24 protein-coding genes and 1 tRNA gene are annotated in these 22,961 nt (G+C 68.7%); 10 read left to right on the forward strand and 15 right to left on the reverse strand.

Features of this window, described 5'->3' with window-relative positions:
• Positions 1-127: 127 nt before the first annotated feature.
• The 5 genes from cofC to HVO_RS15315 all read right to left on the reverse strand — a co-directional run bounded on the left by cofC (position 128) and on the right by HVO_RS15315 (position 4,214).
• Positions 128-748 carry a 2-phospho-L-lactate guanylyltransferase gene (gene cofC / locus HVO_RS15295; RefSeq protein WP_004042094.1) on the reverse strand — a complete coding sequence of 207 codons (621 nt, stop codon included), beginning with the start codon at positions 746-748 and terminating at the stop codon, positions 128-130.
• A 6-nt stretch (positions 749-754) separates the two neighbouring features.
• A complete protein-coding gene (locus HVO_RS15300) occupies positions 755-1,549 on the reverse strand; it encodes a hypothetical protein (RefSeq protein WP_049914812.1) in 795 nt (264 codons plus the stop codon).
• Positions 1,518-2,705 carry a tubulin/FtsZ family protein gene (locus HVO_RS15305; protein ID WP_004042096.1) on the reverse strand — a complete coding sequence of 396 codons (1,188 nt, stop codon included), beginning with the start codon at positions 2,703-2,705 and terminating at the stop codon, positions 1,518-1,520. Before HVO_RS15305 ends, HVO_RS15300 begins: the two co-directional genes overlap by 32 nt.
• Positions 2,706-2,916: 211 nt before the next feature.
• Positions 2,917-3,822 carry a complex I NDUFA9 subunit family protein gene (locus HVO_RS15310; RefSeq protein ID WP_013035592.1) on the reverse strand — a complete coding sequence of 302 codons (906 nt, stop codon included), beginning with the start codon at positions 3,820-3,822 and terminating at the stop codon, positions 2,917-2,919.
• Positions 3,823-3,968: 146 nt separating this feature from the next.
• Positions 3,969-4,214: a hypothetical protein gene (locus tag HVO_RS15315; protein WP_004042098.1), complete on the reverse strand. Its 246-nt coding sequence runs from the start codon at positions 4,212-4,214 to the stop codon at positions 3,969-3,971.
• A gap of 84 nt (positions 4,215-4,298) precedes the next feature.
• Here HVO_RS15315 and tmk point away from each other — a divergent pair, with 84 nt between their 5' ends.
• The gene (tmk, locus tag HVO_RS15320; protein ID WP_004042099.1) at positions 4,299-4,892 is read left to right on the forward strand and encodes a dTMP kinase; all 594 of its coding nucleotides are present in this window, start codon (positions 4,299-4,301) and stop codon (positions 4,890-4,892) included.
• 19 nt (positions 4,893-4,911) lie between these two features.
• Here tmk and HVO_RS15325 read toward each other — a convergent pair whose 3' ends face one another.
• Positions 4,912-5,232 (reverse strand): hypothetical protein, encoded by a 321-nt coding sequence (locus HVO_RS15325; protein WP_004042100.1) that lies wholly within the window; start codon positions 5,230-5,232, stop codon positions 4,912-4,914.
• Between the two features lie 139 nt (positions 5,233-5,371).
• Between HVO_RS15325 and HVO_RS15330 the strand changes: the two genes are divergently transcribed.
• Positions 5,372-6,418, forward strand: coding sequence for a thiamine pyrophosphate-dependent dehydrogenase E1 component subunit alpha (locus tag HVO_RS15330; protein ID WP_004042101.1), 1,047 nt, complete (start codon positions 5,372-5,374; stop codon positions 6,416-6,418).
• Positions 6,419-6,434: 16 nt separating this feature from the next.
• Here the strand turns inward: HVO_RS15330 and HVO_RS15335 are convergent, their stop codons facing one another.
• Complete coding sequence (locus tag HVO_RS15335) at positions 6,435-6,668, reverse strand: Lrp/AsnC ligand binding domain-containing protein (RefSeq protein ID WP_004042102.1); 234 nt, start codon at positions 6,666-6,668, stop codon at positions 6,435-6,437.
• A 108-nt stretch (positions 6,669-6,776) separates the two neighbouring features.
• Here HVO_RS15335 and HVO_RS15340 point away from each other — a divergent pair, with 108 nt between their 5' ends.
• Together HVO_RS15340 and HVO_RS15345 are read left to right on the forward strand one after the other, a co-directional pair.
• Entirely contained in the window at positions 6,777-7,460 is a 684-nt protein-coding gene (locus tag HVO_RS15340; RefSeq protein ID WP_004042103.1) for a potassium channel family protein, read from the forward strand.
• Positions 7,461-7,462: 2 nt separating this feature from the next.
• Complete coding sequence (locus tag HVO_RS15345) at positions 7,463-7,699, forward strand: Lrp/AsnC ligand binding domain-containing protein (RefSeq protein WP_049914813.1); 237 nt, start codon at positions 7,463-7,465, stop codon at positions 7,697-7,699.
• 59 nt (positions 7,700-7,758) lie between these two features.
• Here HVO_RS15345 and HVO_RS15350 read toward each other — a convergent pair whose 3' ends face one another.
• The 5 genes from HVO_RS15350 to HVO_RS15365 all read right to left on the reverse strand — a co-directional run bounded on the left by HVO_RS15350 (position 7,759) and on the right by HVO_RS15365 (position 12,223).
• Positions 7,759-8,256 (reverse strand): DUF5813 family protein, encoded by a 498-nt coding sequence (locus HVO_RS15350; protein WP_004042105.1) that lies wholly within the window; start codon positions 8,254-8,256, stop codon positions 7,759-7,761.
• Between the two features lie 330 nt (positions 8,257-8,586).
• Entirely contained in the window at positions 8,587-10,980 is a 2,394-nt protein-coding gene (locus HVO_RS15355; protein ID WP_004042106.1) for a methyl-accepting chemotaxis protein, read from the reverse strand.
• Between the two features lie 113 nt (positions 10,981-11,093).
• A complete protein-coding gene (locus HVO_RS21050) occupies positions 11,094-11,270 on the reverse strand; it encodes a hypothetical protein (RefSeq protein WP_004042107.1) in 177 nt (58 codons plus the stop codon).
• A gap of 482 nt (positions 11,271-11,752) precedes the next feature.
• Positions 11,753-11,837, reverse strand: a tRNA-Leu gene (locus tag HVO_RS15360).
• A 41-nt stretch (positions 11,838-11,878) separates the two neighbouring features.
• The gene (locus HVO_RS15365) at positions 11,879-12,223 is read right to left on the reverse strand and encodes a ferredoxin (RefSeq protein WP_004042108.1); all 345 of its coding nucleotides are present in this window, start codon (positions 12,221-12,223) and stop codon (positions 11,879-11,881) included.
• Positions 12,224-12,514: 291 nt separating this feature from the next.
• On the opposite strand from HVO_RS15365, the gene HVO_RS15370 reads away from it, so the two are divergent.
• Complete coding sequence (locus tag HVO_RS15370) at positions 12,515-15,076, forward strand: methyl-accepting chemotaxis protein (protein ID WP_004042109.1); 2,562 nt, start codon at positions 12,515-12,517, stop codon at positions 15,074-15,076.
• A gap of 114 nt (positions 15,077-15,190) precedes the next feature.
• Positions 15,191-16,534 carry a hypothetical protein gene (locus HVO_RS15375; protein ID WP_004042110.1) on the forward strand — a complete coding sequence of 448 codons (1,344 nt, stop codon included), beginning with the start codon at positions 15,191-15,193 and terminating at the stop codon, positions 16,532-16,534.
• 48 nt (positions 16,535-16,582) lie between these two features.
• Here the strand turns inward: HVO_RS15375 and HVO_RS15380 are convergent, their stop codons facing one another.
• A complete protein-coding gene (locus HVO_RS15380) occupies positions 16,583-17,101 on the reverse strand; it encodes a peptidylprolyl isomerase (RefSeq protein WP_004042111.1) in 519 nt (172 codons plus the stop codon).
• A gap of 207 nt (positions 17,102-17,308) precedes the next feature.
• On the opposite strand from HVO_RS15380, the gene HVO_RS15385 reads away from it, so the two are divergent.
• The 3 genes from HVO_RS15385 to HVO_RS15395 all read left to right on the forward strand — a co-directional run bounded on the left by HVO_RS15385 (position 17,309) and on the right by HVO_RS15395 (position 19,725).
• The gene (locus HVO_RS15385; protein ID WP_004042112.1) at positions 17,309-18,286 is read left to right on the forward strand and encodes a bile acid:sodium symporter family protein; all 978 of its coding nucleotides are present in this window, start codon (positions 17,309-17,311) and stop codon (positions 18,284-18,286) included.
• A 90-nt stretch (positions 18,287-18,376) separates the two neighbouring features.
• Positions 18,377-18,613 carry a YgaP family membrane protein gene (locus tag HVO_RS15390; protein WP_004042113.1) on the forward strand — a complete coding sequence of 79 codons (237 nt, stop codon included), beginning with the start codon at positions 18,377-18,379 and terminating at the stop codon, positions 18,611-18,613.
• Between the two features lie 86 nt (positions 18,614-18,699).
• Positions 18,700-19,725: a succinylglutamate desuccinylase/aspartoacylase family protein gene (locus HVO_RS15395; RefSeq protein WP_004042114.1), complete on the forward strand. Its 1,026-nt coding sequence runs from the start codon at positions 18,700-18,702 to the stop codon at positions 19,723-19,725.
• 69 nt (positions 19,726-19,794) lie between these two features.
• On the opposite strand, the gene HVO_RS15400 is transcribed toward HVO_RS15395, so the two are convergent.
• Complete coding sequence (locus HVO_RS15400; protein ID WP_004042115.1) at positions 19,795-20,877, reverse strand: anthranilate phosphoribosyltransferase; 1,083 nt, start codon at positions 20,875-20,877, stop codon at positions 19,795-19,797.
• Between the two features lie 108 nt (positions 20,878-20,985).
• Between HVO_RS15400 and ahbB the strand changes: the two genes are divergently transcribed.
• Complete coding sequence (gene ahbB / locus HVO_RS15405) at positions 20,986-22,029, forward strand: siroheme decarboxylase subunit beta (RefSeq protein WP_013035262.1); 1,044 nt, start codon at positions 20,986-20,988, stop codon at positions 22,027-22,029.
• A 58-nt stretch (positions 22,030-22,087) separates the two neighbouring features.
• Here the strand turns inward: ahbB and HVO_RS15410 are convergent, their stop codons facing one another.
• Positions 22,088-22,957: a CehA/McbA family metallohydrolase gene (locus HVO_RS15410; protein ID WP_004042117.1), complete on the reverse strand. Its 870-nt coding sequence runs from the start codon at positions 22,955-22,957 to the stop codon at positions 22,088-22,090.
• Between the last annotated feature and the right edge of the window lie 4 nt (positions 22,958-22,961).

The raw sequence follows: 22,961 nt of genomic DNA on the forward strand, positions 1-22,961 counted from the left end.
GTTCGGACTCCACTTCGACTCTCGCGTCGTCTTCGCGACGCGGGAGCGCGCGGCGCACGTTGCCTCAGTTCCCGCCGGGCAGACGGACAACCGCGCCAGACACTGTTTATCGCGGACCGTTAAGGTCCTATCGGCGCTCGCGGACGGCCTCGACCCGACCGGACCCGCGTGCGAGCCGGACGCCGGCGTCGACCAGCCACTCGCGGGCCCGCCCCTCGCCGTGGACGAGCACTTCGACGAGGTCGCTCGGCTCGTCCACGTCGACGGCGAGTCGCATCGAGTCCACCTCGGCGAACGAACAGCCGGCGTCGCGGGCGATTCGTCGGTGGTCGAGAATGGACGCGCCGTGGTAGTCCACGGAGAACTCGGGGTGGCGGACGACGAGCGCGTTCGTCCCTCCGCCGAGACCGGGCGCGGCGACCACGTCGGCGTCGGTTTCGAACAGCCGCGACAGCGCCGCGGGCGTCGCGAGCGCGAGGTCGGCCATGACGACCGCGACGGGGCCGCCGCCGAGGTCGTCGAGTTCGCCGCCCACGACTTCGGTGAGCGGTCGGTCGTCCACGGTGACGGGCGCATCGACGGTCACGAGCGCGTCCGCGACGACCGCCGGGTCGCCGCCGACCGCGCGGACCGCGTCGAGCACGTCGCGGAGCATCGAGACGGCGAACTCGCGTCGCTCGTCGGCGTCGAAAAACGGGGCGAGTCGGGTCTTCGGATCGCGTCCCCCGAAGGGAACGACGACTCGCACGGAGAATCAGCCCAGTTTGTCGTAGGTCGTCTGCTGGGACCGCCAGTAGAGGAATCCACCGACGATGAGCGCGACGACGAGCAGACCGCCCGCCGCGTAGATGAGCAGTTGGGTCGTCTGACTGGACTGCCGGGCCTGGTTTGCGCTCGTCTCCGCCTCGTTGGCGAGGTTCGTCGTGAGACTGAACTCCTCGCCGTTGAACGCTTCGACAGCGTTGGCAAACGTCTGCTCGGCTTGTTGCGTGTTGGCCCCACTCGCACGCTCAATCGCGTCCCGCGCGCTGTCGAGTTCGTCCCGTGCGGCGGCACTTTCTTCGGTGTAGTGGTGGACCGACCACGAGTCGATATCGTTACTGGAGCCACCTTCGCGGGTCTGGTCGAGCGAGATTATCGTGAACGTCTGTGCGGGGTCGTAGCTGAACGACTCCACTTCGGGAACGATTCCCGTTACGGTGACCTCCACTTCGCTCGTCCCGTCGGCAGTGGCGATCTGCGCGCCGCTGAAGTTCTGCCCGTCAAAGGACTGCTGGTCGACTCTCGCGCCCGTCTGGTCGTAGTACGCGACGGTCCACGTCACGTCCTCCAGGTCGGTCTGACCCGCGAGCGTCCACGATTCGAGTTGTGGGCTCCGGTACAGTTCTTCGAGGGTGACCGACGCGGTCACCTGCGAACCGACCTGCGCCTCGTCGGGGACGTCGTCGGACGCGACGCTCACCGCCCCTGCTTGCCCTGCGAAGGCCGACAGGAGTACGACGAGCGCGAGCGCCAGCTTAGAAAAGCGACTCCAGTTCGTCCTCGTCATCGTTTATGAGGGTCTCCAGATTCGAATCACTCTCTTGACGGATCTCTTCGATGTTATCCTGTGCTTCGATGGCGACCTGCTGCAGCTCCTTGATGCGCGGGACGTTCGTCACGCCCGACAGAAGGATGACACCCGCCACCTTCTCCGCGCCAGGGATGGGGTAGTCGCCGCCGCGAACTTCCATGGAACCGGTCTGCTCCTCGATCCACTTCCGCCCGCGCTCTATGCCTTTCCGGTTCAGATGCTCCGGCGGACCAGCGAGCACGAGCAGCGCGCGCTCCGCGCCTTCGATTTCACACGGGAGCGTGAGCCGACCGAGCGCGGCCTTGCGGACGAGGCTCGTGATTCGGTTGGTCGTGTGGGCGGTGTCGAGATTGTCGTCGGGCTCGTCGCCGCCCGTCAGCCGAGACAGGAGGCCGCCGCCGTTGTTCTTCCGCGGCTCGACCCCCTCGGAGGCGTAGCCGACCGTCGAAACGCCGCCGCCGGCCAGCGTGTTGATAATCTCCGAGGAGTCGACGACGGACTCCGCGACTTCCTGTCCGTCCTGGACTTCGCCGGCTCCGAAGAGCACGCCGAACCGGTTGACGATTTCCTCGTTGATCTCGTCGTATCCCCCCTGTACCGACTCGCCGGTCTTCCGCCAGGCGTCGTTGTCGAACACGAGGAGGTTGTCGACCTCGCGGACGAACGTCTGGAAGGAGCGCGCGGCGTTGAGCGTGTAGATACCACCCTCGTCGGACCCCGGCAGGATGCCGAGCCCGTAGACGGGTTCGGTGTAGATGCGCTTGAGGTGTTTCGCGAGGACCGGCGCGCCGCCGGAGCCGGTGCCGCCACCGAGCCCGGACACGACGAGGAAGGCGTCGACTTCGTGGACGGGGATGCTGTCGATGGCACCCTGTACCTCGTCGATGTCCTCCTCGGCGATTTCGGCACCGAGTTCGTTGTCCGCACCGACGCCGTGTCCCTTCACGCGGGATTGGCCGATGAGGACGCGCTGGTCCTTCGGGATGTTCTTCAGTCCGAGCAAGTCGGCTTTCGCGGAGTTCACCGCGACCGCAGCGCGGACGATTCCGGCGTTGCGTTCCCGGTCGTACTCGACGAACTTGTCGACTACTTTTCCCCCGGCTTGCCCGAATCCGATCATTGCGAGCTTCATAGGTTCAGTCCCCTCGCCATTGCGTGAATTGCAGTACGAACGCGGACATAAGCGTTGTGATGGGGACGTGTCGAACCACCATCAGATTATCGGCGGAACGCGGCGACTCGAAACCGGTGTTAATCAGTCGTTATCCCGTGAGAACCGCTAATCCCGGTAAGATGAGCCGCAGTTCACGGCTGCTTAACGCCGCCGAGTCGTCACTCCGGTGTCAGTTCCGCTCGCCGAGATACGCGCCGAGCGTCTTCATCGACGAGGTGTCGACGCCGAAGACGCCCACGTCGTTCCGGTCGGTCGTGTTGTCGAACTGGAGCGACCGGTACTGGTCTTTCCCCATCGGGAAGCCGGGGACCGCCCCGAGGACGGTCAGGCCGACGCCCGCGAGACCCATCGGCAGCGGAACGATGGTGATGGACTTGTTCTCGGCGTCGTACACCATCTCCGTGATTTCGCGGAGCGTGAGCTTTTCCGGGCCGCCGATGCGGTAGGTCTCGCCGGCGTGGTCGTCGCCCTCGACGGCGTCCGCGAGCATCGGCACGAGGTCTCCGACCCAGATGGGTTGGAACCGCGTCTCCCCGTTGCCGGGAAGCGGGTAGAGCGGGACGCCGGGCGCGAACATCCCCTTGAGCCGCTTCGTGAAGGAGACGAACTCGCCGCCGTCTCCGAAGACGACCGAGGGCCGGAAGATGACCCAATCGAGCCCGGACGACTTGACCGCCCCCTCGGCTTTCCCCTTCGAGCGGATGTAGGCCGTGTCGCCGTCGGAGTCGGCTCCGAGCGCGCTCATCTGGACGAGTCGGGGCACGTCGTTGGCCTCCGCGGCCTTCACGACGTTTTCGGTCCCCTGCCAGTGGACGATGTCGTGCATTCGATTGCCGCCGCTCGGTTCGAACAGCGGCGACAGCGCGACGAGGTTGACGACCGCGTCTTTCCCCTCGAACGCGCCCGCGATGGAGTCGTAGTCCGTCACGTCCCCCATCGCCTTTTCGACGCCGTCGGGGAGGTCCTCGCTGTTCGGACTCCGCGACATCGCGGTCACGCTGTGTCCCCGCGATTGTAGTTCGCGGCAGAGGTGGCTCCCGATGAATCCGCTTCCGCCGACAACAAGGACTTTCATGCCGTAATATTCGGCGGAATGGGGGTAAAGCTAACGGGGAATCGGGGTCGATTTCGCCGGAGAACACCCCGATGGGAACGACGCTCTTCCGGGCGGGCGCGTCAGACCGCGCCACCGGCCCGCACCCGCGCCGCCCGCGACCGCGCTCAAAACAGTATCGAGGGCGCGACCGGTCCGTCGGTGCGTTTCACCATCCGACCGACTCGGTCGTAGGCGACGAGCTCCTCGGACGGGTCGGGGCAGTCGTCGGGCGCGTCGGCCGGGTGGTCGACCTCCGTCTGCTTCGTCGCGAACGACGCGTCCGTCGGGGGGACGCTCTCGTCGAACCGGACGACGGTGAACGGCTTTTCGCTCGGACGGAGGCCGTCCCACCGCTCGCGGGCGGGTGGCACACCACACATGCCGGGTCGCGTTGACATTATCATTGCGGCGTCTCGCTTCGGCGCGCTTTTTCCGGAGCGCCGAGTTGGTAGGATATGCTCGTCACACTCGAAGGGCTCGACGGGAGCGGGAAGACGACCGTCTGGGAGGCGCTCCACGACGCGTACCCCGACGCCGTCTTCACGCGCGAGCCCACGTCGGACTCGTGGTACGGAGAGGCCGTCAACCGCGCCATCGACGACGACGGCGCCGACCCGCTCGCCACGCTGTTTCTCTTCACCGCCGACCACGCCGACCATCTCTCGCGGGTCGTCCGACCCGCCCTCGCCGACGGGAAGCTCGTCGTCTCCGACCGCTACTCCGACTCGCGGTACGCCTATCAGGCCGCCGCGCTGCGCGACAGCGACCTCAGACGCCCGATGGAGTACATCAGAGGCATCCACACGGCGTTCACCCGTCCGCCGGACAAGACTATCTACCTCGACGTGGACCCCGAGACGGCCGCCGCGCGCAGCGGCGCGACGAACAAGTTCGAACAGGCGGCGTACCTCGCGGACGTGCGCGAGAACTACGAGCGACTTGTCGAGGCCGAACCGGAGCGGTTCGTCCGCATCGACGCGACGCAGTCGCCCGAGGACGTGCTCGACGCGGTCGAAGCGGCGCTCGAAGCGATTCTCGCGGAACAGTAGCCGCCGACCGACTCGCAGTTCACCGCGAGTTCGGGAGGTTCTCGTACTCCTCCGGCGGCGGGACGTAGAGCGTGTCGATGGTGAAGCCGAGCGCGAGCGGCATCCCTATCATCACGCCGAGGGCGGCCGTGGGGCTGCCGAGGTTCACGCCGATGCCGAAGACGCCGGAGAACACCAGCGTCGAGACGAGTAGCACGAGCGGAATCAGAAACAGGGCGTACAGGATGTACCCCCACTGCGTCTTCAACCGCAGGCGGAAAAAGCGGGTCATGACCGCCGCGATGAGCGTGTGGAGGACGATGAGCGCGCCCATGAGCACGAGGTTGACCACCGAGACCATAGCCGACGTAGGGAGGCGGTGGTCTTTGGCCTGTCGCTCTCGGCGGCCCGCTCGTCCCGCGCCGCCGTCGGTCGAACCGCCAGCCGGGTCCGCCCCCGCAACGGGTGACGTTTATCACGAAGGACCGTGACTCACCGCCATGCACCGACTCATCGCAGAGCGCGGGCTGGACGATACGGAGTTCACCGCAGACGACGCCCGCGCCGCCCTTCGCGACATGATTCGAGCGCGACGGTTCGACGAGCGCGCACTCGCCCTCCAGCGACGCGGCTGGATGAGCGGCTATCCGCCCTTCCGCGGACAGGAGGCCTCGCAAATCGGGGCCGCCCACGCCATGCGCGACGACGACGTGTTGCTGCCGACGTATCGGTCGAACGCCCTCCAACTCGCCCGCGGCGTGCCGCCGAGCGACATCCTCCTCTTTCGGCGCGGTCACGCCGAGTACGCCTCGGACCACGACGTGCCGGTGTTCCCGCAGGCGGTCCCCATCGCCTCGCAGATTCCCCACGCCGCCGGCGTCGGCATGGCCGCGAACTACCGCGGCGACGACCGCGCGGCGCTGGTCTGTTTCGGTGACGGCGCGACCTCCGAGGGCGACTTCCACGAGGGGCTGAACTTCGCCGGCGTCTTCGACGCGTCGGTCGTCTTCTTCTGCGAGAACAACGGCTGGGCGATTTCGCTCCCCCGCGAGCGCCAGACCGCAAGCGAGTCCATCGCGGCGAAGGCCGACGCCTACGGGATGGACGGGATGCAGGTCGACGGCAACGACCCGCTGGCGGTCAGGGAGGCCGTCGAGCGCGGCTTCGAGAAGGCCCGCGCCGGGGAGCCGGTGCTCATCGAGAGCCTCACCTACCGGCAGGGACCGCACACGACCGCCGACGACCCCTCGCGCTACCGCGACGACGAGCCGGACCTCCCCGAGTGGCGGACGCGCGACCCCCTCGACCGCTTCGAGTCGTTCTGCCGCGAGGCGGGCGTCGTCGACGACGCGGCGCTCGACGCCATGCGCGACGACGCCGACGAGGAACTGCGCGAGGCCGTCGAGCGCGCCGAGGCGACGCCCGAACCGGGGACCGACGAGCTGTTCGACAACGTCTACGAGGAACTGCCGCCCGAACTCGCCCGCCAGCGCGAGGAACACGTCGCGTTCGTCGAGCGCACCGGCCCGTTCGACATCGAGCGCTGAGCCGCGGCGAGTCGTCTCAGTCGTCCAGCGAGATGTACGTCTTCGTGTCTGCGACGCCCTCTAACCCCTGCACGCGGCTCGACGCGGTCTTCAGCACCTCGTAGACCGCGTCGGTGTCGACCTCCGCGATGATGTCGTACGCGCCCGCGACGATGTGGGCCTCGGTCACCGTCTCGAAGTCGCGGATGGGACCGAGCAACTGTTCCGACTCGCCGGCTCCGGTCTTCACCATGATGAACGCGTGAACCATGCGTGAAATATTCTACCACAGTCGTCAAAAGCCTTGCTTCGACCGAGCGCGGCCCGTTCGTCCGAGCCGGGGGAAGGTTATTTGTCTCCGCCGACATACCGTCTTATCATGCGGTTCGTTATCATTGGTGCTGGACGGGTTGGGCTGCGCACCGCTCGCGTCCTCCGCGAGGAGGGTCACGACATCGTCCTGGTGGAGTTGGACCGCGACCGGGTCGAGCGGGCCCGCGAGGCGAACTTCGAGGTGTCCGAAGGCGACGGCTCCCGCGAGGAGGTGCTCGTCGACGCCGGCATCGAGGCGGCCGACGCCCTCGGCGCGCTCACTGCCGACCTCAACGTGAACTTCGCGGCCTGCATGATCGGCAAGCACTTCGGCTGTCGGACGGTGCTCCGGGTCGACGAGGACTACCGCGAGGTGGTGTACCAGAAGTACGCCAAGGAGGTCGACGAAATCGTCTACCCCGAGCGCCTCGGCGCTATCGGCGCGAAGAACGCGCTGCTCGGCGGCTCCATCCGCGCCATCGCGGATATCGCCCAACACTTGCAGGTCATCCTCGTGACGGTGACGGAAGAGTCACCGATGAACGGGTACAGTATCGAAGAGGTTGCGCTCCCGGCGAACGCCCGCATCCTCGCGTTCGGGAAGAAAGACGGGCCGATGGGCATCCCGCTTTTGGACGACTCGCTGGAGACGGGCGACCGCGTGGCCGTCCTCGCGGACTTCGACGTACTCAACGACGTGCGACAACTGCTCGTCGGCGACGAGGTCGTCACCGCGGCGGGGGGTGCGTGACGATGGTCTACGCCTACGTCATGGTCAAGGCCGCGCCCGTCTCCGACGGCATCGACCAGTTGAAACAGGATCTCTTGGCCGTCTCCGACGGCATCGTCAGCGCGCACATCGTCGCCGGCGACGTGGACTTCATCGTGAAAGTCGAGGTGGACTCGCCCGCCGACGTGAAGGGCATCGCCGGTGGCATCCAGTCGGTGGCGGGCATCGAAGACACCCAGACGTACATCGCGATGGACTGAGTCGGCGCGTCGCCACGCGGCGGTCGCCCCGGCCCGACCGACTGTCACCGACTTGTTCTTCAGAATCCTGCGCCGGCGGCGTCTTTCGCGTTCTGAATGAGGCTCGTCACCGGTTCGCCGTAGTCGTAGCCGGGGATGATGCCCTCGACGAACGTACCTTCGACGTAGTCGATGACCGCGCCGGCGTCGTCGACGCCGCGGCGCTCGTTGATGTCGGCAAAGCTCGCCCGAACGACCGCCTCGTCGCCCGCGAGAGTCACGTTGGGGTCGAGGTCGTGGTCGCCGGCGACGACGCCGTTTACGTCTTCGAGGCGGAGTTCGAACGTCTCGTACCAGCCGTCTTCGACCACGGGGGCCACGTCGTCTGCGACCGCCGAGAGCATCGGGACGCGCACCTCCACGTCGAACTCGACGCGGCCGCTGTCCTGCGCCGCGACGCCGACGGTGCCGTCGAACGGCGTCGTCACGGACTCGAAGGTTCGGTCATCGACCCGCTCGAACGACCCGTGGTCGCCGAACGCGCGGCGGACTCGACCGGGGATGTCGTCTTCGCTCATGCCCGGACGAAGGTCCCGACGGGAGAAAAGCCCGTTGCGTCGCGAGCGCTCCCGAATCGCCCGCCTGCGGCGGTTTTGGGTGAATGGCGGCACGTTTAAGTATCTCGCGGCACTCCGTTCAGGTGACGCTTCGCTTTGGAGGGCCGAAGCGTCAGCGGGGACCAATCTAGGGCGGCATTTGCCGCGCGGGCCGCTCCCGTGCGGCTGCCTATCCCTTTCTCGCGAAACTCACACCGGAGAGCCGCCGGCTCGTATTCGCGCGCGCTCGAATCGAACCAATCGACCCGAGCGACAGCCGACCAACAACACTTCGACAGCGACGCGGCCGCGTCAGTTCCCGTCCGGACTGTCGTCGGCGGCTTTGCGTTCTCCCGGGTCAGATCCGTCCTCGATAGACTCGTCTCCGCCCGAGCCGTCGGCCGCGAGGTCGGCCATCGTCGTCGACGACCTCGACTCGGAGTTCGTCCCGTCCGCGAGCGCGGTTTCAGTATCCTCGTCCCCGAGTTTCACCGCGTCGGCGACGCCGTCACGCGCTCCCTCCTCGCGCACCTCGAACCGGTCCGCGAGCGCCCGCAGTTCGTCGGTCGCCGACGACAGTTCCTGCATCTGCCCGGCGACGGTGACCATCGCGTCGTTCTGCTCGTGGGCCGCGCCGGCCGCGTCGGCGGCCTCGTCGCGCGTCTCGTCGGCGATGTCGGCCGCCTCGTCCGCGAGGCGCGCGACCGACTGCGCGGCCGACGCCTGCGAGGTGGTCGCCTCGTCGACGGCGGCGACGCCGTGGTCCACCTCCTCCAGTCGGTCGACCGCCTCGTCGATGGCCGTGACGCCGGCTTCAACCGTCTCGGAGCCCTGCGCGACGCGCTCTCGCGCGGCTCTCACCGCAGCGACCGTCTCGTCGGCCGTCCCCTCGACGGACTCGATGGACGACTCGATGTCGGTCGTCGCGTCGGCGGTCTCCTCGGCGAGCGCCTTCACTTCGTCGGCGACGACGGCGAAGCCGGAGCCGGCCTCGCCGGCACGAGCGGCCTCGATGGAGGCGTTGAGCGCGAGCAGGTCCGTCTGCTCCGCGATATCCTCGATGAGGTCGACCACCTCTCCGATGTCCGCTACCTCCTCGCGGAGCGCTTCGACGCCCTCGGCCGCGGTCGCGACGCGCTCGTCGATGTTCGCCATCTCGTCGTGGACGGCGGCGCTCGCGTCGCGGCCGGCCTCGCCGCGCTCCGCGGCGTCGCCGGCGAGGTCAGCGAGTTCGTCGGCGGAGGCGGCGACCTCCTCGACCGTCGCCGAGAGGTCCTGCATCTCCGCGGAGACCTCCGCGAGGAGCGACGCCTGCTCGGCCGCGCCCTCGGAGATATCGGCGGTCGCCGTCTCGACCCGCTCGGAGGCGGCGCTGACCTCCTCGGTGCCGGCGGTGACGCGCTCGCCCGCCGCGTCGACGGTCGCCGCGAACGACGCGACCCGCCCGATAGTCGCTTCGAGGTCGGAAAGCATCGCGTCGATGCCGTCGCCGACGGCCGCCATCGCCTCGTCGTCCGATTCGACAGACGTGCGCACCGTCAGGTCGCCCGTCGCCGCGGCGTCCATCGTCTCGCGGTAGTTCTCGGCGGCGCGCGCGAGGTCGCGGCGGGCGTCTTCGGCCGCTTCGATGCGTTCCCGGAGGCCGTCTCGCATCTCGGCGAACGCCTCGGTCAGCGCGCCGAACTCGTCGACTCTGCGGGTTTCGAGGTCCACGTCGAGGTCGCCGCCGGCGAGCGCCTCGGCTCTGGTCCGGAGCCGTCGGAGCGACAGCACCGCGTTGCGGCCGATGACGACGCCGACCAGCGCGAGGCCGGCGAGCGCCACGCCGATGAGGACGGCCACGTCGCGCTCGACGACCTGCGCGACCGCGTAGGCGTTGGTCTGCGGCGCTTCCACGAGGACCGCCCAGTTCGTCCCCGAGACGGGGGCGTAAGCGACGACGTCGCCGCCGGCGTCCCCGTCGCCCTCGCGTTCGACGACGCCCGTCTCGCCGTCGACCGCAGCGTCGAGCGCCGGCGTCGCCGCCCCGTCGCGGTACGTCGTGAGGACGTTTTCGCCGTACTTGTCGAAGGCGATGACGCCCGTATCGGTCACCACGCGGGTTTGGGACCCCTCGACCGGCTCGCTCAGCATCTCGGCGTGCTTCGTCGCGTCCACGACGACCATCACCGCCCCGTCGCGTCCCTCGACGGGACTGAGGAACGCGAGGCGCTCGCTGCCGCCGTAGCGGTAGACCTCGGAGACGGCCACTTCGTCGGGGTCGGCCATCGTCAGCGACCCGGTCGTCCACGACAGGTCGAGGGCGGAGACCGATTTGGTCTCTATCACGCCGTCGGTGCTGCGGACGATATCGCGGCTCGACGGGTTCACGTAGTGGATCGCCACCACCTCGGCGGGCAGGGTGTCTCTCTCGCGTTCGAGCGCCTCGTCGATGGCGTCGGGGTCGCCCGTCCGGACGGTCTCGTACGCCGAGAGCATCCGGGCCGTCCGAGCGTAGCCGTCCATCCAACTCGACAGCCCCTCGGCCTCCAGTGAGGCGACCATCTCCAGGTCGCTGTGCGTGTCGGCTCTCACCTCGGTCCCGACCACGTCCGAGACGTACAGGCCGAACCCGCCCATCACCGCGGCCACGAGGAGGATAACGAACAGAAACTTCCGGAGGTAACTCCGCCTGAGTACCCTCGGAACCAGCGTGGCGAACTTCATGGCACTCGGTAGCAAGAGACCGACGTAAAGCGTTGTCCCGCTAACTATCAGTTCTGATAGCAGAGGGGACCCGATATGCGCCGCTCTCACCGAAGGACGAGTTCCGTGAATCGTTACAGTTCGCTCACGGTGACCCCGAGTGCGAGGGCGGCGGCCCCGGTCGCACCGCCGCCCGCGGCCAGCGCCGTCGGCAGCGCGGACAGGACGCCGGCGACGGCCCCGGCGAGGAGACAGACGGCCATGCCGAGGAGCGTGGCGTCGAAACGCGTGATGAGGAGTCCGGGTGACACGGTCTAATTACAACTCATTATCCGAACTGTCAAAATATTTGCGGGTGCGGCCCTACTCGCCTCCCTCTCTCACGCCCGGGCGTCAGAGGCGTCCGCGTCGGCGTAAGCGACCGCCCGGCCGAAACTGTCGATAGCCTGCTCGTACTCCTCGATGGCGACGTAGGCCAGTCCGACCTCGACGAGCGCCGCCGGGTCGACCCCTCGGGGTCGATTCCCGCCGCGTCCACGAACTCGCTGAGAACGTGGTCGTCCATCGGGTCGACGAGTCGCCCGTTGACCCGATACGTCGGCGGGTCGAGGCCGAACCCGTCGTAGGGGTCTCCGAACCCCTGTCCCTCCGAATAGCGGTGTCTACGCGTCGAAGCCATTCGTACCAGTTGGCGGGGAACCGAGATAACGTGGTCGGCGGTCTCACGAGGACCCGGGCGACAGAGACGAAGCGGGAACGCGTCGCTCGGTTCACCGTCGCTCGGCGACGAAAATGCGGGGGACGAGATTCGAACTCGCGAACCCCTACGGGAGCGGATCTTAAGTCCGCCGCTTTTGGCCTGGCTCAGCCACCCCCGCGCACTCTTCCGTTCTTCGAGGGGGAGAAAAGTGCTTTCGCTTTACCAGTCGACCGAGAGCGTCCCGTCGCCGTGGGGGTCCGGCGAGAGCTCCTCGTCGGTTCGGCGGTCGATGACGTGGATGACGCCGCGACCCTTCTTCGCCGGGCAGACCTCCGCCGCCTCGACGTTTTCGTCGAGTTCGTCCTCACCGACGAAGTACGATTTGGCTCGGGCGAGGCCGGTTTCGAGGTCCATCTCCCAGTTGTCGGCGACCTCCGCGCACCGGCCGGCCCCGAAGCACTTGTTCGCCTCGAAGATTATCTTGTAGGGCTTTTCCTCGACCGGCGGGGCGTTCTCGTCGGTTCCGAAGTCGCTCGGCTTCGGACGGTCGGACTCCTCGCTCATCGTCGGCCCTTACCGCGCGGTGGTCTTTGCGCTGTCGGTCGCGCGGCGACGGCGCGCCCCGGAACCCGCGAGACGCCTCGAACTTCTGGTACATCTGTCGAAGCCCGCTTGTCGTGCTTCGAATCCGAGCGACAGCAAGCGGGCGTACCGTATTCTATCCGTGGTATCACGTAACAGTGGGATACTCCCGTCACATGAATCATCGATAGACACAGTACCAGTCACGAATTCGTTCTCAGATATGATACCCGAGAGCGTGGTCTTATCACTCACCAGAAATCTTCTGGACCAATGGACGACGACAGCCAGCTCCGGAGACGAGCGTCGTCGGTTCGCGCCTCCGTCCGGGCCGCGCTCGGCGCACGCGCGACCGACGACGAATCCGAATCGGACGCCGCAGACGAGACGGCGCGCGTCGACGACGCGCGAAGCGACGGCGGGGGCACTCCCTCGGTCGCCGTCGAATCGGGACGCGGGGAGTCTCCCGCCGACGATGTCGCCGCGTCGTCGGCCCCGGACGCCGCCGCGCTCGACGGTCTCGACGACTTCTCCGCGGCCATCGAGCGCTGCATCGAGGGCGACCTGACGGTCCGCGTCGACGTTCCCGACGACCCGGCGCTCGCGCGTCACGGCCGCCTCCTCAACGAACTGTTCGAGGAGTGGCAGACCGCCATGCGGAACGTCGACGCCTTCGCAGACCAGGTCTCGGCGTCGACCCGAATCGTGGCCGACGCCGCCGAGGAGAGCCGCGAGGAGAGCCGGTCGGTCGCCGCCTCCGTCGACGGCATCGCGGCGGGCGCGCGCCGGCAAAGCGAGAGCGTCGAGGAGGTCGCAGACGAGATGCGGAACCTGTCTGCGACCATCGAGGAGGTCGCCGCCTCCGCCGACGAAATCAGGCACGCGACCGACGAGGCCGTCGAGCGCGGCGACCGCGGCAAGCGCGCCGCCGAGACCGCTATCGACGAGTTGGCGGTCATCGGCGAGCGGACCGACGCGACCGTCGAGCGCGTCGCGGAACTCGACGACCACATCGACGACATCACCGGCATCGCGACCAAAATCTCCGACATCGCGGAGCAGACGAACATCCTCGCGCTCAACGCCTCCATCGAGGCCGCCCGCGCCGGCGAGGCCGGCTCCGGCTTCGCCGTCGTCGCCGACGAAGTGAAGGCGCTCGCCGAGGAGACGCAGGCCGCGACCGCCGACATCGAATCGACCATCGAGACGGTTCGGACCCGGTCGGCCGCGACGGTCGAGGACATCACCGACACGAGCGAGCGCCTCGACGAGGGCAGCGAGACGATTCAGGAGGCGCTGTCGGCGCTCGACGGCGTCGTCTCCGACCTCGAAGAGACGAACGGGAGCCTCCACGAGATTTCCGACGCCACGGACTCGCAGGCGGCGACCTCCCAAGAGGTCGTGAGTCAGGCCGACGGCGTCGGCGAGATAAGCGACGAGACCGCGGCGCTCGCGGCCGACGCCGCGGGGTCGGCGCGCCGCCAGACCGTCTCGCTCTCCGAGGCGGTGACGAAGATAGACGCGCTTTCGGACCAGGCCGACCACCTCCGGGACTCCATCGACGACTACCGCCTCCACGCCGAGGCGACCGACTCGGGCCAGACCGTCGTCCAGTTCTGGCACGGCATGTCCGGCGACAAGGCGGCGGTCCTGGAGTCGCTCGTCGACGAGTTCAACGCCGACCACGACGGCGTCCGCGTCGACACCGCGTCGAAGGGGAGCTACCGCGGCACGTTCGACGCGACCCTCGCCGCGGCCCGGTCGGGGACGCCGCCGACCATCGCGCAACTGTACGAGGTCGGCACCCAGCGCGCCCTCGACAGCGGGGCGTTCACCCCCGTCGAATCGGTGCTTCCGGACAGGGCATCGGCGGGCGAACTCGTCCCCGAAATCGCCAACTACTACCGCCACGACGGCGCGCTCTGGTCGATGCCGTTCAACGCCTCGAACCCCGTGTTGTACTACAACGCCGACGCGTTCGAGCGGGCCGGCCTCGACCCCGACGACCCGCCGGCGACGTTCGACCAAGTCACCTCGGCCGCGGCGACGCTGAAGACGAGCGGGGCGGTCGACTACGGCGCGGCGTGGGCGAATTACAGTTGGTTCGTCGAGCAGTGGTTCGCGGCCGCCGGGGAGTGTCTGTTCGACGCCGACAACGGCCGGAGCGGCACCGCCCGCACCTCGAACCTCGACGGCCCGGTCGGGACGCGCGTGTTCGAGTGGTGGCGCGACCTCGAACGGAACGACTTGCTGTTCGACCCCGGCGTCGAGGCCCGACGAGACGCCCGCGAGGCGTTCCTCGACGGCCGCGCCGCGATGCTCGTGGACTCCAGTTCGAGCGCCGCGTCGGTCGTTCGGGGGGCCGCCGACCGCGGGTTCACCGCCGAAGTCGGCCGGTTCCCCGCGCCCGGGTCGTCCCGCGAGGGCGTGGTCGTCGGCGGCGCGTCGCTGTGGGTCGCAGACGGCGTCGAATCCCGGAAACGGGCCGCCGCGGGCGAGTTCATCGCGTGGCTGACCCGCCCCGAACAACAGCGTCGCTGGCACCGCCGGACGGGCTACTTCCCGGTTCACCGCCGGACGAGGGGCCTCCTCCGCGACGACGGCTGGTTCGACGAACACCCCGGCTTCGCGGTCGCGTTCGACCAACTGGCCGAGACCGACGACACCCCGGCCACCCGCGGCGCTCGCGTCGGCCCCTTCACGACCGTCAGGACCATCGTCTCCGAGGGCCTGTCCGAACTGTTCGACGGCCGCGACCTCGACGCCGTGTTGGCGACGATGGACGAGCAGGTGTCGGCCCGCCTGTCGGAGTACGAGCACTCAGCGAACCGCTGACTCGGCGCGGGCGCAACCGACCCGACCGCGTCAGTGTCGACCGACCCCGACCGACCCCGACCGAACCGCGACTCGCCCGGTGATGCTTTCGCCATCGAGTCCTAATTCAGAGCGATGCGGCAGTCCCGTCGCTCGCGCTTCGGCGACCTGATTCGCGCCGCCGGCCCCAGCGACCGCCGCCGATTTCTCGCCGACCTCTGGACCGCCCGCGGGTGGGAGACGACCGTCGAGGGGTCCGTGGTCGTCGCCCGCCGCGGCGACCGAACCGAGCGACTCGCGGTCGTCTCTCGGTCTCGGCTCCGCCCGTCGCCAACGGTCCCCGCCGAGGCGACCGTCGTCGTCGCCCTCGGCGACCCCGAGCGAACCCGGCGCGCGGCCCCCGACGACGCCCGGGTTCTCTCGGTCGACGAGTTCTACGACCTCGTCCGGTACGGTCTCCCGGCGGGCCGCGGCGACGACCTCGTCGCAGACCACTTCGGCGTCCGCCTCGACGACCTCCCGGCCGATGACCGCGGCGTCGGTGCGAGGGGTGCGGACGAGGCGGGTGGCGCAGTCGTCTCTCCGCTTTCTCGCCGGCTTTCGTCGCTCCCGGTCGCGCCGCTCGTCTTCGTCGCGCTCCTACTCGCGGCGGTCGTCGTGACCGCCGGGCCGGGCGGTGTACCGGTGCTCGGCGAGGCGCTGGGCGGTCATGGGTCGTCGACACCGACGCCGGCGGCGACGACTCCCGAGCCGACGCCGACGCCCGAGCCGCGGGCGGTCGCCCCCGGCGTGACAACCGCGGGCGTCGAGAACGCGACGCGCCTCGCGGCGGCCCACCGCCGGGCCGCGGCGAATCGGTCGTACCGCTGGACGCTCGGCTACCGCGAGTCAATCGCCGGCGACGAGACGGGCCGCGAGGTGGAGGTCGTCCGCGTCGAGGCCCCGCACGTCTACGTCTCGGAGGTCCGGCGCACCGGGCGACTCCGGGCTTTTCCGCGCCCGACCGCCTCGGAGGACTCCTACGCCGACGGGACCACGCGCTACGCCCGCCGGCCCGCCGAACCGGACGGCGTCGCCGCCCGCGTCCTCGACCCCGACGTGCGCGACGGCCCGGGGCGGCAGGCCTCCCGCGCCGCCCGCTATCTCGACTGGTATCTCTCGACCGACGAGACGAGCGTGACGCGCGTAGAGAGCGTGACGAACGAGACTGCCGAAAGCGGGACCGCGCTGTACCGAGTTCGGGGACTCGGCACCGACTTCCCGCGGTCGCGCGACTATCGGGTCGAAGCAGTCGTCGAAGAAAGCGGGTTCGTCCGCTCGATGCGCGTCGCCTACGAGACCCGCGACGGCCTCGGCGTCGAGGTCTGGTTCGCGTACGACGCGGTCGGCGGGACGACGGTCACGCGACCGGCGTGGCTCGACCGCGCCGACGGGTCGACCGGCGGTCGGACTGTGGTCCCGACGAACGCGAGCGGGTAGCGACCGGGCGCGTGCCACCGGCCGAGGTCGTCCCGAGGTTCGCGGCGTTTACTGCTCGACGTCGACCGATTCGAGGACCACGTCGGACACCGGCTTGTCCTCGCGGTCGGTCGGGACCGAGCCGATGTCCTCGACGACGTCCATGCCGTCCGTGACCTTCCCGAAGACGGCGTGCTTGCCGTTGAGATGGGGCTGGGCGTCGAGCGTGATGAAGAACTGCGAGCCGTTCGTGTTGGGGCCGCGGTTCGCCATCGAGAGCACGCCGGGGCCGTCGTGGCTGAGGTCCGAGTGGAACTCGTCGTCGAAGGTGTAGCCGGGGCCGCCGCGGCCGGTTCCCGTCGGGTCGCCGCCCTGAATCATGAAGTCCGAGATGATGCGGTGAAAGAGGATGTCCTCGTAGAGAGGCTCGCCCTCCATCGTCTCGTCCGTCTCGGGGTGGACCCACGTCTTCTCGCCCGTCGCGAGGCCGACGAAGTTCTCGACCGTGTTCGGGACCTTGTCCTCGAAGAGTTCGACCGTGATGTCGCCCTTGTTCGTGTGGAGCGTGGCCGTTGGGTTGTCGCTCATACTCGACCCGTCGGGCGGGCGAGTGAAAACCGTGCCGCCTCGGGGTCGGTCGCCGGCGACGCGGCGCTTGTTTCATCCTCGGTGACACGACTCCGTTCGGTCCGCGTCTTTCGGTCGGCACCGCTGACTGTCACACCGACAGACGTTTCTCTCCCCCGCGACCGAGTGGTGTGAGATGACATCACAATTCCACGGAGGGCGGTCGGAATGAACGCCCGCTCGACCCTCGAACGCCTGTCGGAACTCGCCAACACCTACTTCGTCGGCCTCGTGCTCCTCGCGTCGGCCGCCGCGTTGGCGCAGCCGGACCTGTTCACGTGGATTGCGCCCTACATCTCGCCGCTCCTCGGGCTCATCATGCTCGGGATGGGGCTGACACTCCAGCCCGTTGACTTCCGTCGACTCGCGGAGCACCCGCGAGACGTGGCCATCGGCGCGCTCGCCCAGTGGCTCATCATGCCGACCGCCGCCTACGCGCTCACGGTGGTTCTCTCACTGCCGCCGGAGCTCGCGGTCGGCGTCATCCTCGTCGGCGCGGCCCCCGGCGGCACCGCCTCGAACGTCATGGCCTACCTCGGCAAGGGGGACGTGGCGCTCTCGGTCGCCATCACGACCGTCACCACGCTGGCCGCGCCGCTGGTCATGCCCGCGTGGGTCGTCGCGCTCGCCGGCGAACAGCTTCAAGTCGGCTTCGTGGACCTGTTTCTCAATATCGTCCAAATCGTCTTCATCCCGGTCGTCCTCGGCTTCGCGCTCCGAGTCGTGCTCGACCGCAACGCGCCCGAGGTTGCCGAAGTCGGCCTCGACGTGTTCCCGCTCGTCTCGGTCCTGAGCATCGTCGCCATCGTCGCGGCCGTCGTCGGCCTCAACGTCGATACCATCCTCGGCGCGGGCGCGGCCGCCATCGGAGCCGTCGTCCTCCACAACGCTATCGGCCTCGGCACCGGCTACGGCACCGGCCGCCTCGCCGGGATGTCCGCGGACCGCGTCAGAACGACCACGTTCGAAGTCGGCCTCCAGAACAGCGGGCTCGCGGCGGCCCTCGCGCTGTCGTTCTTCTCGCCCGCCGCCGCCCTGCCGCCCGCGCTGTTCAGCGTCTGGCACAACATCACCGGCCCGCTCCTCGCCAGCTACTTCGCGCGAACTGCGAGCGACTCCGCCGGTGACGCGCCGGCTGACGACTGAATCGTTCGTCGCAGTCTCGTCGTTGCGCCCCGTCTCGTCGGGTCGGAACCGATTCGGGGGTAATGTATTGTGTGGAGTAAACATCACTGTGTGATTCGAAACGTCGGCACACTCGACCGGACTGTTCGCCTCGCGCTCGGCGCGCTCCTCGTCGTCGGCGTCGGAAGCTACGCGGGGCTGTTCTCGCTCGGGTTCGGCCCGGTTCCCGCGGCGCTCGGTGCCGCGTTCGTCGCCGTCGCCGGCGTCGTCCTGCTCGTGACCGGGGCCGGCCGGATTTCCCCGCTGTACCTGCCGTTCGGCATCGACACGTTCGACGACCGGGACTGACGCCTGCGGCTCGCCCCGCCGCGCTCCGCTCCGTCTGCCTTTCTCGCTCCCCTAACTACAAGACACCCCACCGCGATGCGTCGGATATGCACACCGCGGAGACCGTGACGCTCACTCGCCTACCCTCCGGCGTCCCGGTACAGACGACAGTTCACACCTACGAACCAGCCGACGGGACCGACGGTCCCACGCTCTACGTGCAGGCCGCCCAGCACGGCCGGGAAATCAACGGCACCGAAGTGCTCCGCCGACTCCACGGCCACCTCGAACGCGCAGAGCTCTCGGGCCGCGTCGTCGCCGTCCCCGTGGCCGACCCGCTGACGTTCGACCGCGTCTCCTACGTCACCCCCGAGGTGCTCGACTCCGTCAACTCCAACATGAACCGCGTCTGGCCGGGCGACCCCGACGGCTCGCTGCACCAGCGCATGGCCGCGACGCTCTGGGAGTACATCAGCGACGCCGACGCCATCGTCGACCTCCACACGGGGAGTCCGGACATGCTCACCCACACGGTCTACCTCCGGGGCGACGAGGAATCCCGCGACCTCGCGCGGGCGTTCGGCGTCGACATCCTCCTCGCGGAGGCCGCCGGCGACGAAGCCGACGACGAGTGGACCGAGCGGAGCTTCGACGGCAAACTCCGCGTCGCGGCCACGAACGCGGGCATCCCCTCCATCACGCCCGAACTCGCCCACAACAAACAGCTCGTCGAGCCGGCCATCGTCGCCGGCGTCGAGGGCGTCCTCAACGTCTGCCGCGACATGGGCATCCTCTCGGGCGCGGTCGAACCGTGGGACGGCCGCACCTATCGCAACCACCTCGGCCGCGTGCAGGCCGCCGCCTCGGGCCTGTTCGTCGCCCGCGAGGACGTCGAACTCGCCCGCGAGGTCCGCCCCGGCGACCACCTCGGCTGGGTGTACGACCCGACCACCTACGAGGTGCTCCAAGAGGTCGAAGCCGAGCGCGCGGGTCTCGTCTACTCTATCGCCCGCGAGGCGACCGTCACGGCCGGCGAGACGCTCGTCGGCATCGCGCTCCCGCTGGACGACGGCGAGGGCGACGGCGAGGAAGACGACCCCTTCGACGAGGCCGACGGCGACCTCGACATCTAGAAAAAAGCCGGTCGGTCGAACGGGAGGGACCGGCGTGTCGAAGCGAAAGCGTTCGAGTCGACTGCGACTTCAGAAGTCGCGCAGGTCTTCGAGCACGGCTTCCGCGTCGCCGGAGGCGATGGTCTCGCGGGCCATCTCCAGCCCCTCGTCGATGGTTTCCGCGTCCTCGCGGGCGTAGATGCGGAGCGCCGCGTTGAGGGCGACGGCGTCGGCGAAGCGGTCCTCGCGCTCGCCGGCGAGCACGGCTTCGGTGATTTCGGCGGAGTCGCCGGCCACGTCGTCCTCGTCGACGCCGAGGTCGTCGTACTCGAAGTCCATGCCGTACTCGGCGGTCTCGATGTCGAAGTCGTCGAAGGTGGTCTCGCCGTCGTCGCCGGTGGTCCACTCGGCGACCTTCGTGTAGCCGGGGCGGATGTCGTCGTAGCCCTCCATGCCCTGGAACATGAGCACGCGGTCGAGGTCGTGGTGCTCGCTCGCCTCGAAGGTGTTGACCATCTTCTTGGCGAACGCGAGGTGGTAGAACGACCCGAGGTGAACCGAGGCGTTCGCGGGGTTGGCGATGGTCTCGATGGTGTTGACGAACGTCCGAACGCCCATGTTGTCGCGGCGCTCCCAGAGCGCGTGGATGGCGGGGTTGAACCGCGGCTGGTAGTAGAAGCCGAAGCCGGTGTCGTCGACCATGTCGGCGGACTCCTCGGGGTCGAGTTCCGTGCGGACGCCGAGTTCGTCGAGGACGTGCTTGTAGGCGTCCTGCTTCTGGGTCGGGACGCGGTCGCCGGAGTGGACGACGACGGGCGTGCCGGCCGCGGCGGCGACGACGCCGGCGGCGACGCCGAGGATGGCGGTCGTGCCCTTGCCGTCGTAGTTCGCGCCGCAGTCGACGGGGTCGGCGTCGGGTTCGGCGTACTCGACGTGCTCGGCCATCACGTCGGCGTAGGCGGCGAGTTCCTCGGCGTTGTTGTGCTTCCAGCGGTTGGCGAGCCAGAACGCGCCGAGCGTCGTGTGGTCCGGTTCGCCGGCGAGGATGCGGCGCATCGCCTCGGACGCCTGCTCGCGGGTCATGTCCTCGGCGGACTTCGTGCCCGTGCCGACGACTTCCGTCATCAGACGCTTCAGCGGCCATTCCCCGAACTCGCTTTCGACTACTGCCATGCCCCTGTGTTCGGGCGAGCGGTCAAAAAACGTCCCGTTCGGTCTCGTCGCCCGGGAGCGTCGACACCGTCCGAAAGCGATAGGCTTCCCGACTCCTAACGCCGGATAATGAGCGCGTTGTCGGATGATTGGCGGGACGCCATCGACGAGGTCGATGCGGCGCTTATCGACGGCTACCAGAGCGGCTTTCCGGTCGAGCGACGGCCGTTCCGCGTCGTCGCCGCGGAGCTAGGTATCGACGAGGACGACGCCCTCGACCGCGTCCGCCGGCTCCGCGACGACGGCGTCTTCCGGCGGTTCGGGCCGGTGCTCAACCCGCCGGTCATCGGGAGTTCGACGCTCGCGGCCGTCTCCGCGCCCGAGGAACGCTTCGACGAGGTCGCGGAGATTATCAACGGCTACCGGCAGGTGAACCACAACTACCGCCGCGCCCACGACTGGAACATGTGGTTCGTCGTCACCGCCGGCTCCCGCGAGACGCGCGACCGCATCCTCGACGAAATCGAGGAGCGCACGGGCTGCGAGGTGCTGAACCTCCCGATGCTCACCGACTACTACATCGACCTCGAATTCCCCATCGTCAACGACGACCGCTTCGCCCGCGAGAGCCTCGGCGCGACCGACGTGAGCGCCACCCGCATCTCCGAGGACGCGACCGGCGACCTCTCGGACCTCGAAGCCCGCCTGCTCGTGGAGATTCAGGGCGGTTTCCCGCTTACGAAGACGCCCTACCGCGACGTGGCCGACGCCCTCGACGCCGCGGTCGACGACGTGCTCGTCGCCGTCGAGCGCCTGCTCGCGGACGGCTGTATCAAGCGCATCGGCTGCGTCGTCAACCACATCGTCACCGGCTTTCGGAACAACTGCATGGTCGTCTGGAACGTCCCCGACGACGAACTCGACGCCCGCGGCGAGGCCGTCGGCAGCCTCCCGTACGTCACGCTCTGTTACCACCGGCCGCGCCGCCCCGAGCAGGGCTGGGAGTACAACCTGTTTACCATGATTCACGGCCGGGACGCCGACGCCGTCGACGAGAAGATAGACGAACTCGCCGCCGACCACCTGCCGTTCGACCACGAGCGACTGTACTCGACGGCGAAACTCAAGCAGACCGGCGCGCAGTACGAGAAGCTCGTGGGTTCTGACGACTGAGGACAGAACAAAATTCGCGTTTCGACGCCCGCGCCGCCGTCCGCGCCGAATCAGGCCGCTACCGCGACAGCGGCGACAGCCGGTAGAGCATCCGCGCGGCCTGCGCGACGCCCGTCTTCGCCAGCGACCCGCTTTTGAGCGCGCCGAGTTTCGCGTAGTAGCCGGACTTGAACGCGCCTTTCTTGGCGAGGAGCGCGCTCCCGAGCGCCCCGCGCTTGGCGTAGTACGCGGACTTCCGGCCGGCCGCGCCGGCGTAGTGTTTGGTGCTCGTCGGAATCGGCGTCCGGCGGCCCTGTACCTCGGTCGAGCCGCTGCGGATGGCGGTCAGGATGTCGTCGGCCGTGAGCGAAGCGCGCGACACGTCGGGGATGTCGATTTCCGTGTAGGCGCGGCCGACGTACCCGACCCGGTGGGCGTCGCTGCCGGCGACGCCTGGGTACTGGCGCTTCGCCGCGAACCGGCGGGCGCGGCGGTTCTTGTAGCCCGTGAACAGCCACGAGTTGTACGTCTCGATGGCGTCGAAGGCGTCGCCGCCCGCGGCGTCGTGATACCGGCCGAGCCGACGGCGACCGATGCCGTGTCGGCTCCGCTGGAACGGGTGGGGGACGATGGCGACGCCGCCGCGCTCGCGCACCCAGCGCGCCGTCTCGTCCAGCGGGCGACGCCGCGGCGGTAGCTCCTCCACGCCGAGCGCGAGCAGGTGGCCGTCGGCCGTCGAGACTTCCACGCCGGGGATGCCCACGAGACCGTACATGGGGGCGAGTTGCGCCGCTCGGAGCGACTCGTCGATGACGTCGTGGTCGGTGACGACGACGGCGTCCAACCCGATTTCGGCGGCCTGCTCCAAGATGAGCTCCACCGAGTCGTGCGCGTCGTACGAGCCTTCCGAGTGTACGTGGGGGTCGATGCGGACGGTCAGCGCGGACACGACT

This window comes from Haloferax volcanii DS2, from assembly GCF_000025685.1.
Lineage (GTDB): Archaea > Halobacteriota > Halobacteria > Halobacteriales > Haloferacaceae > Haloferax > Haloferax volcanii.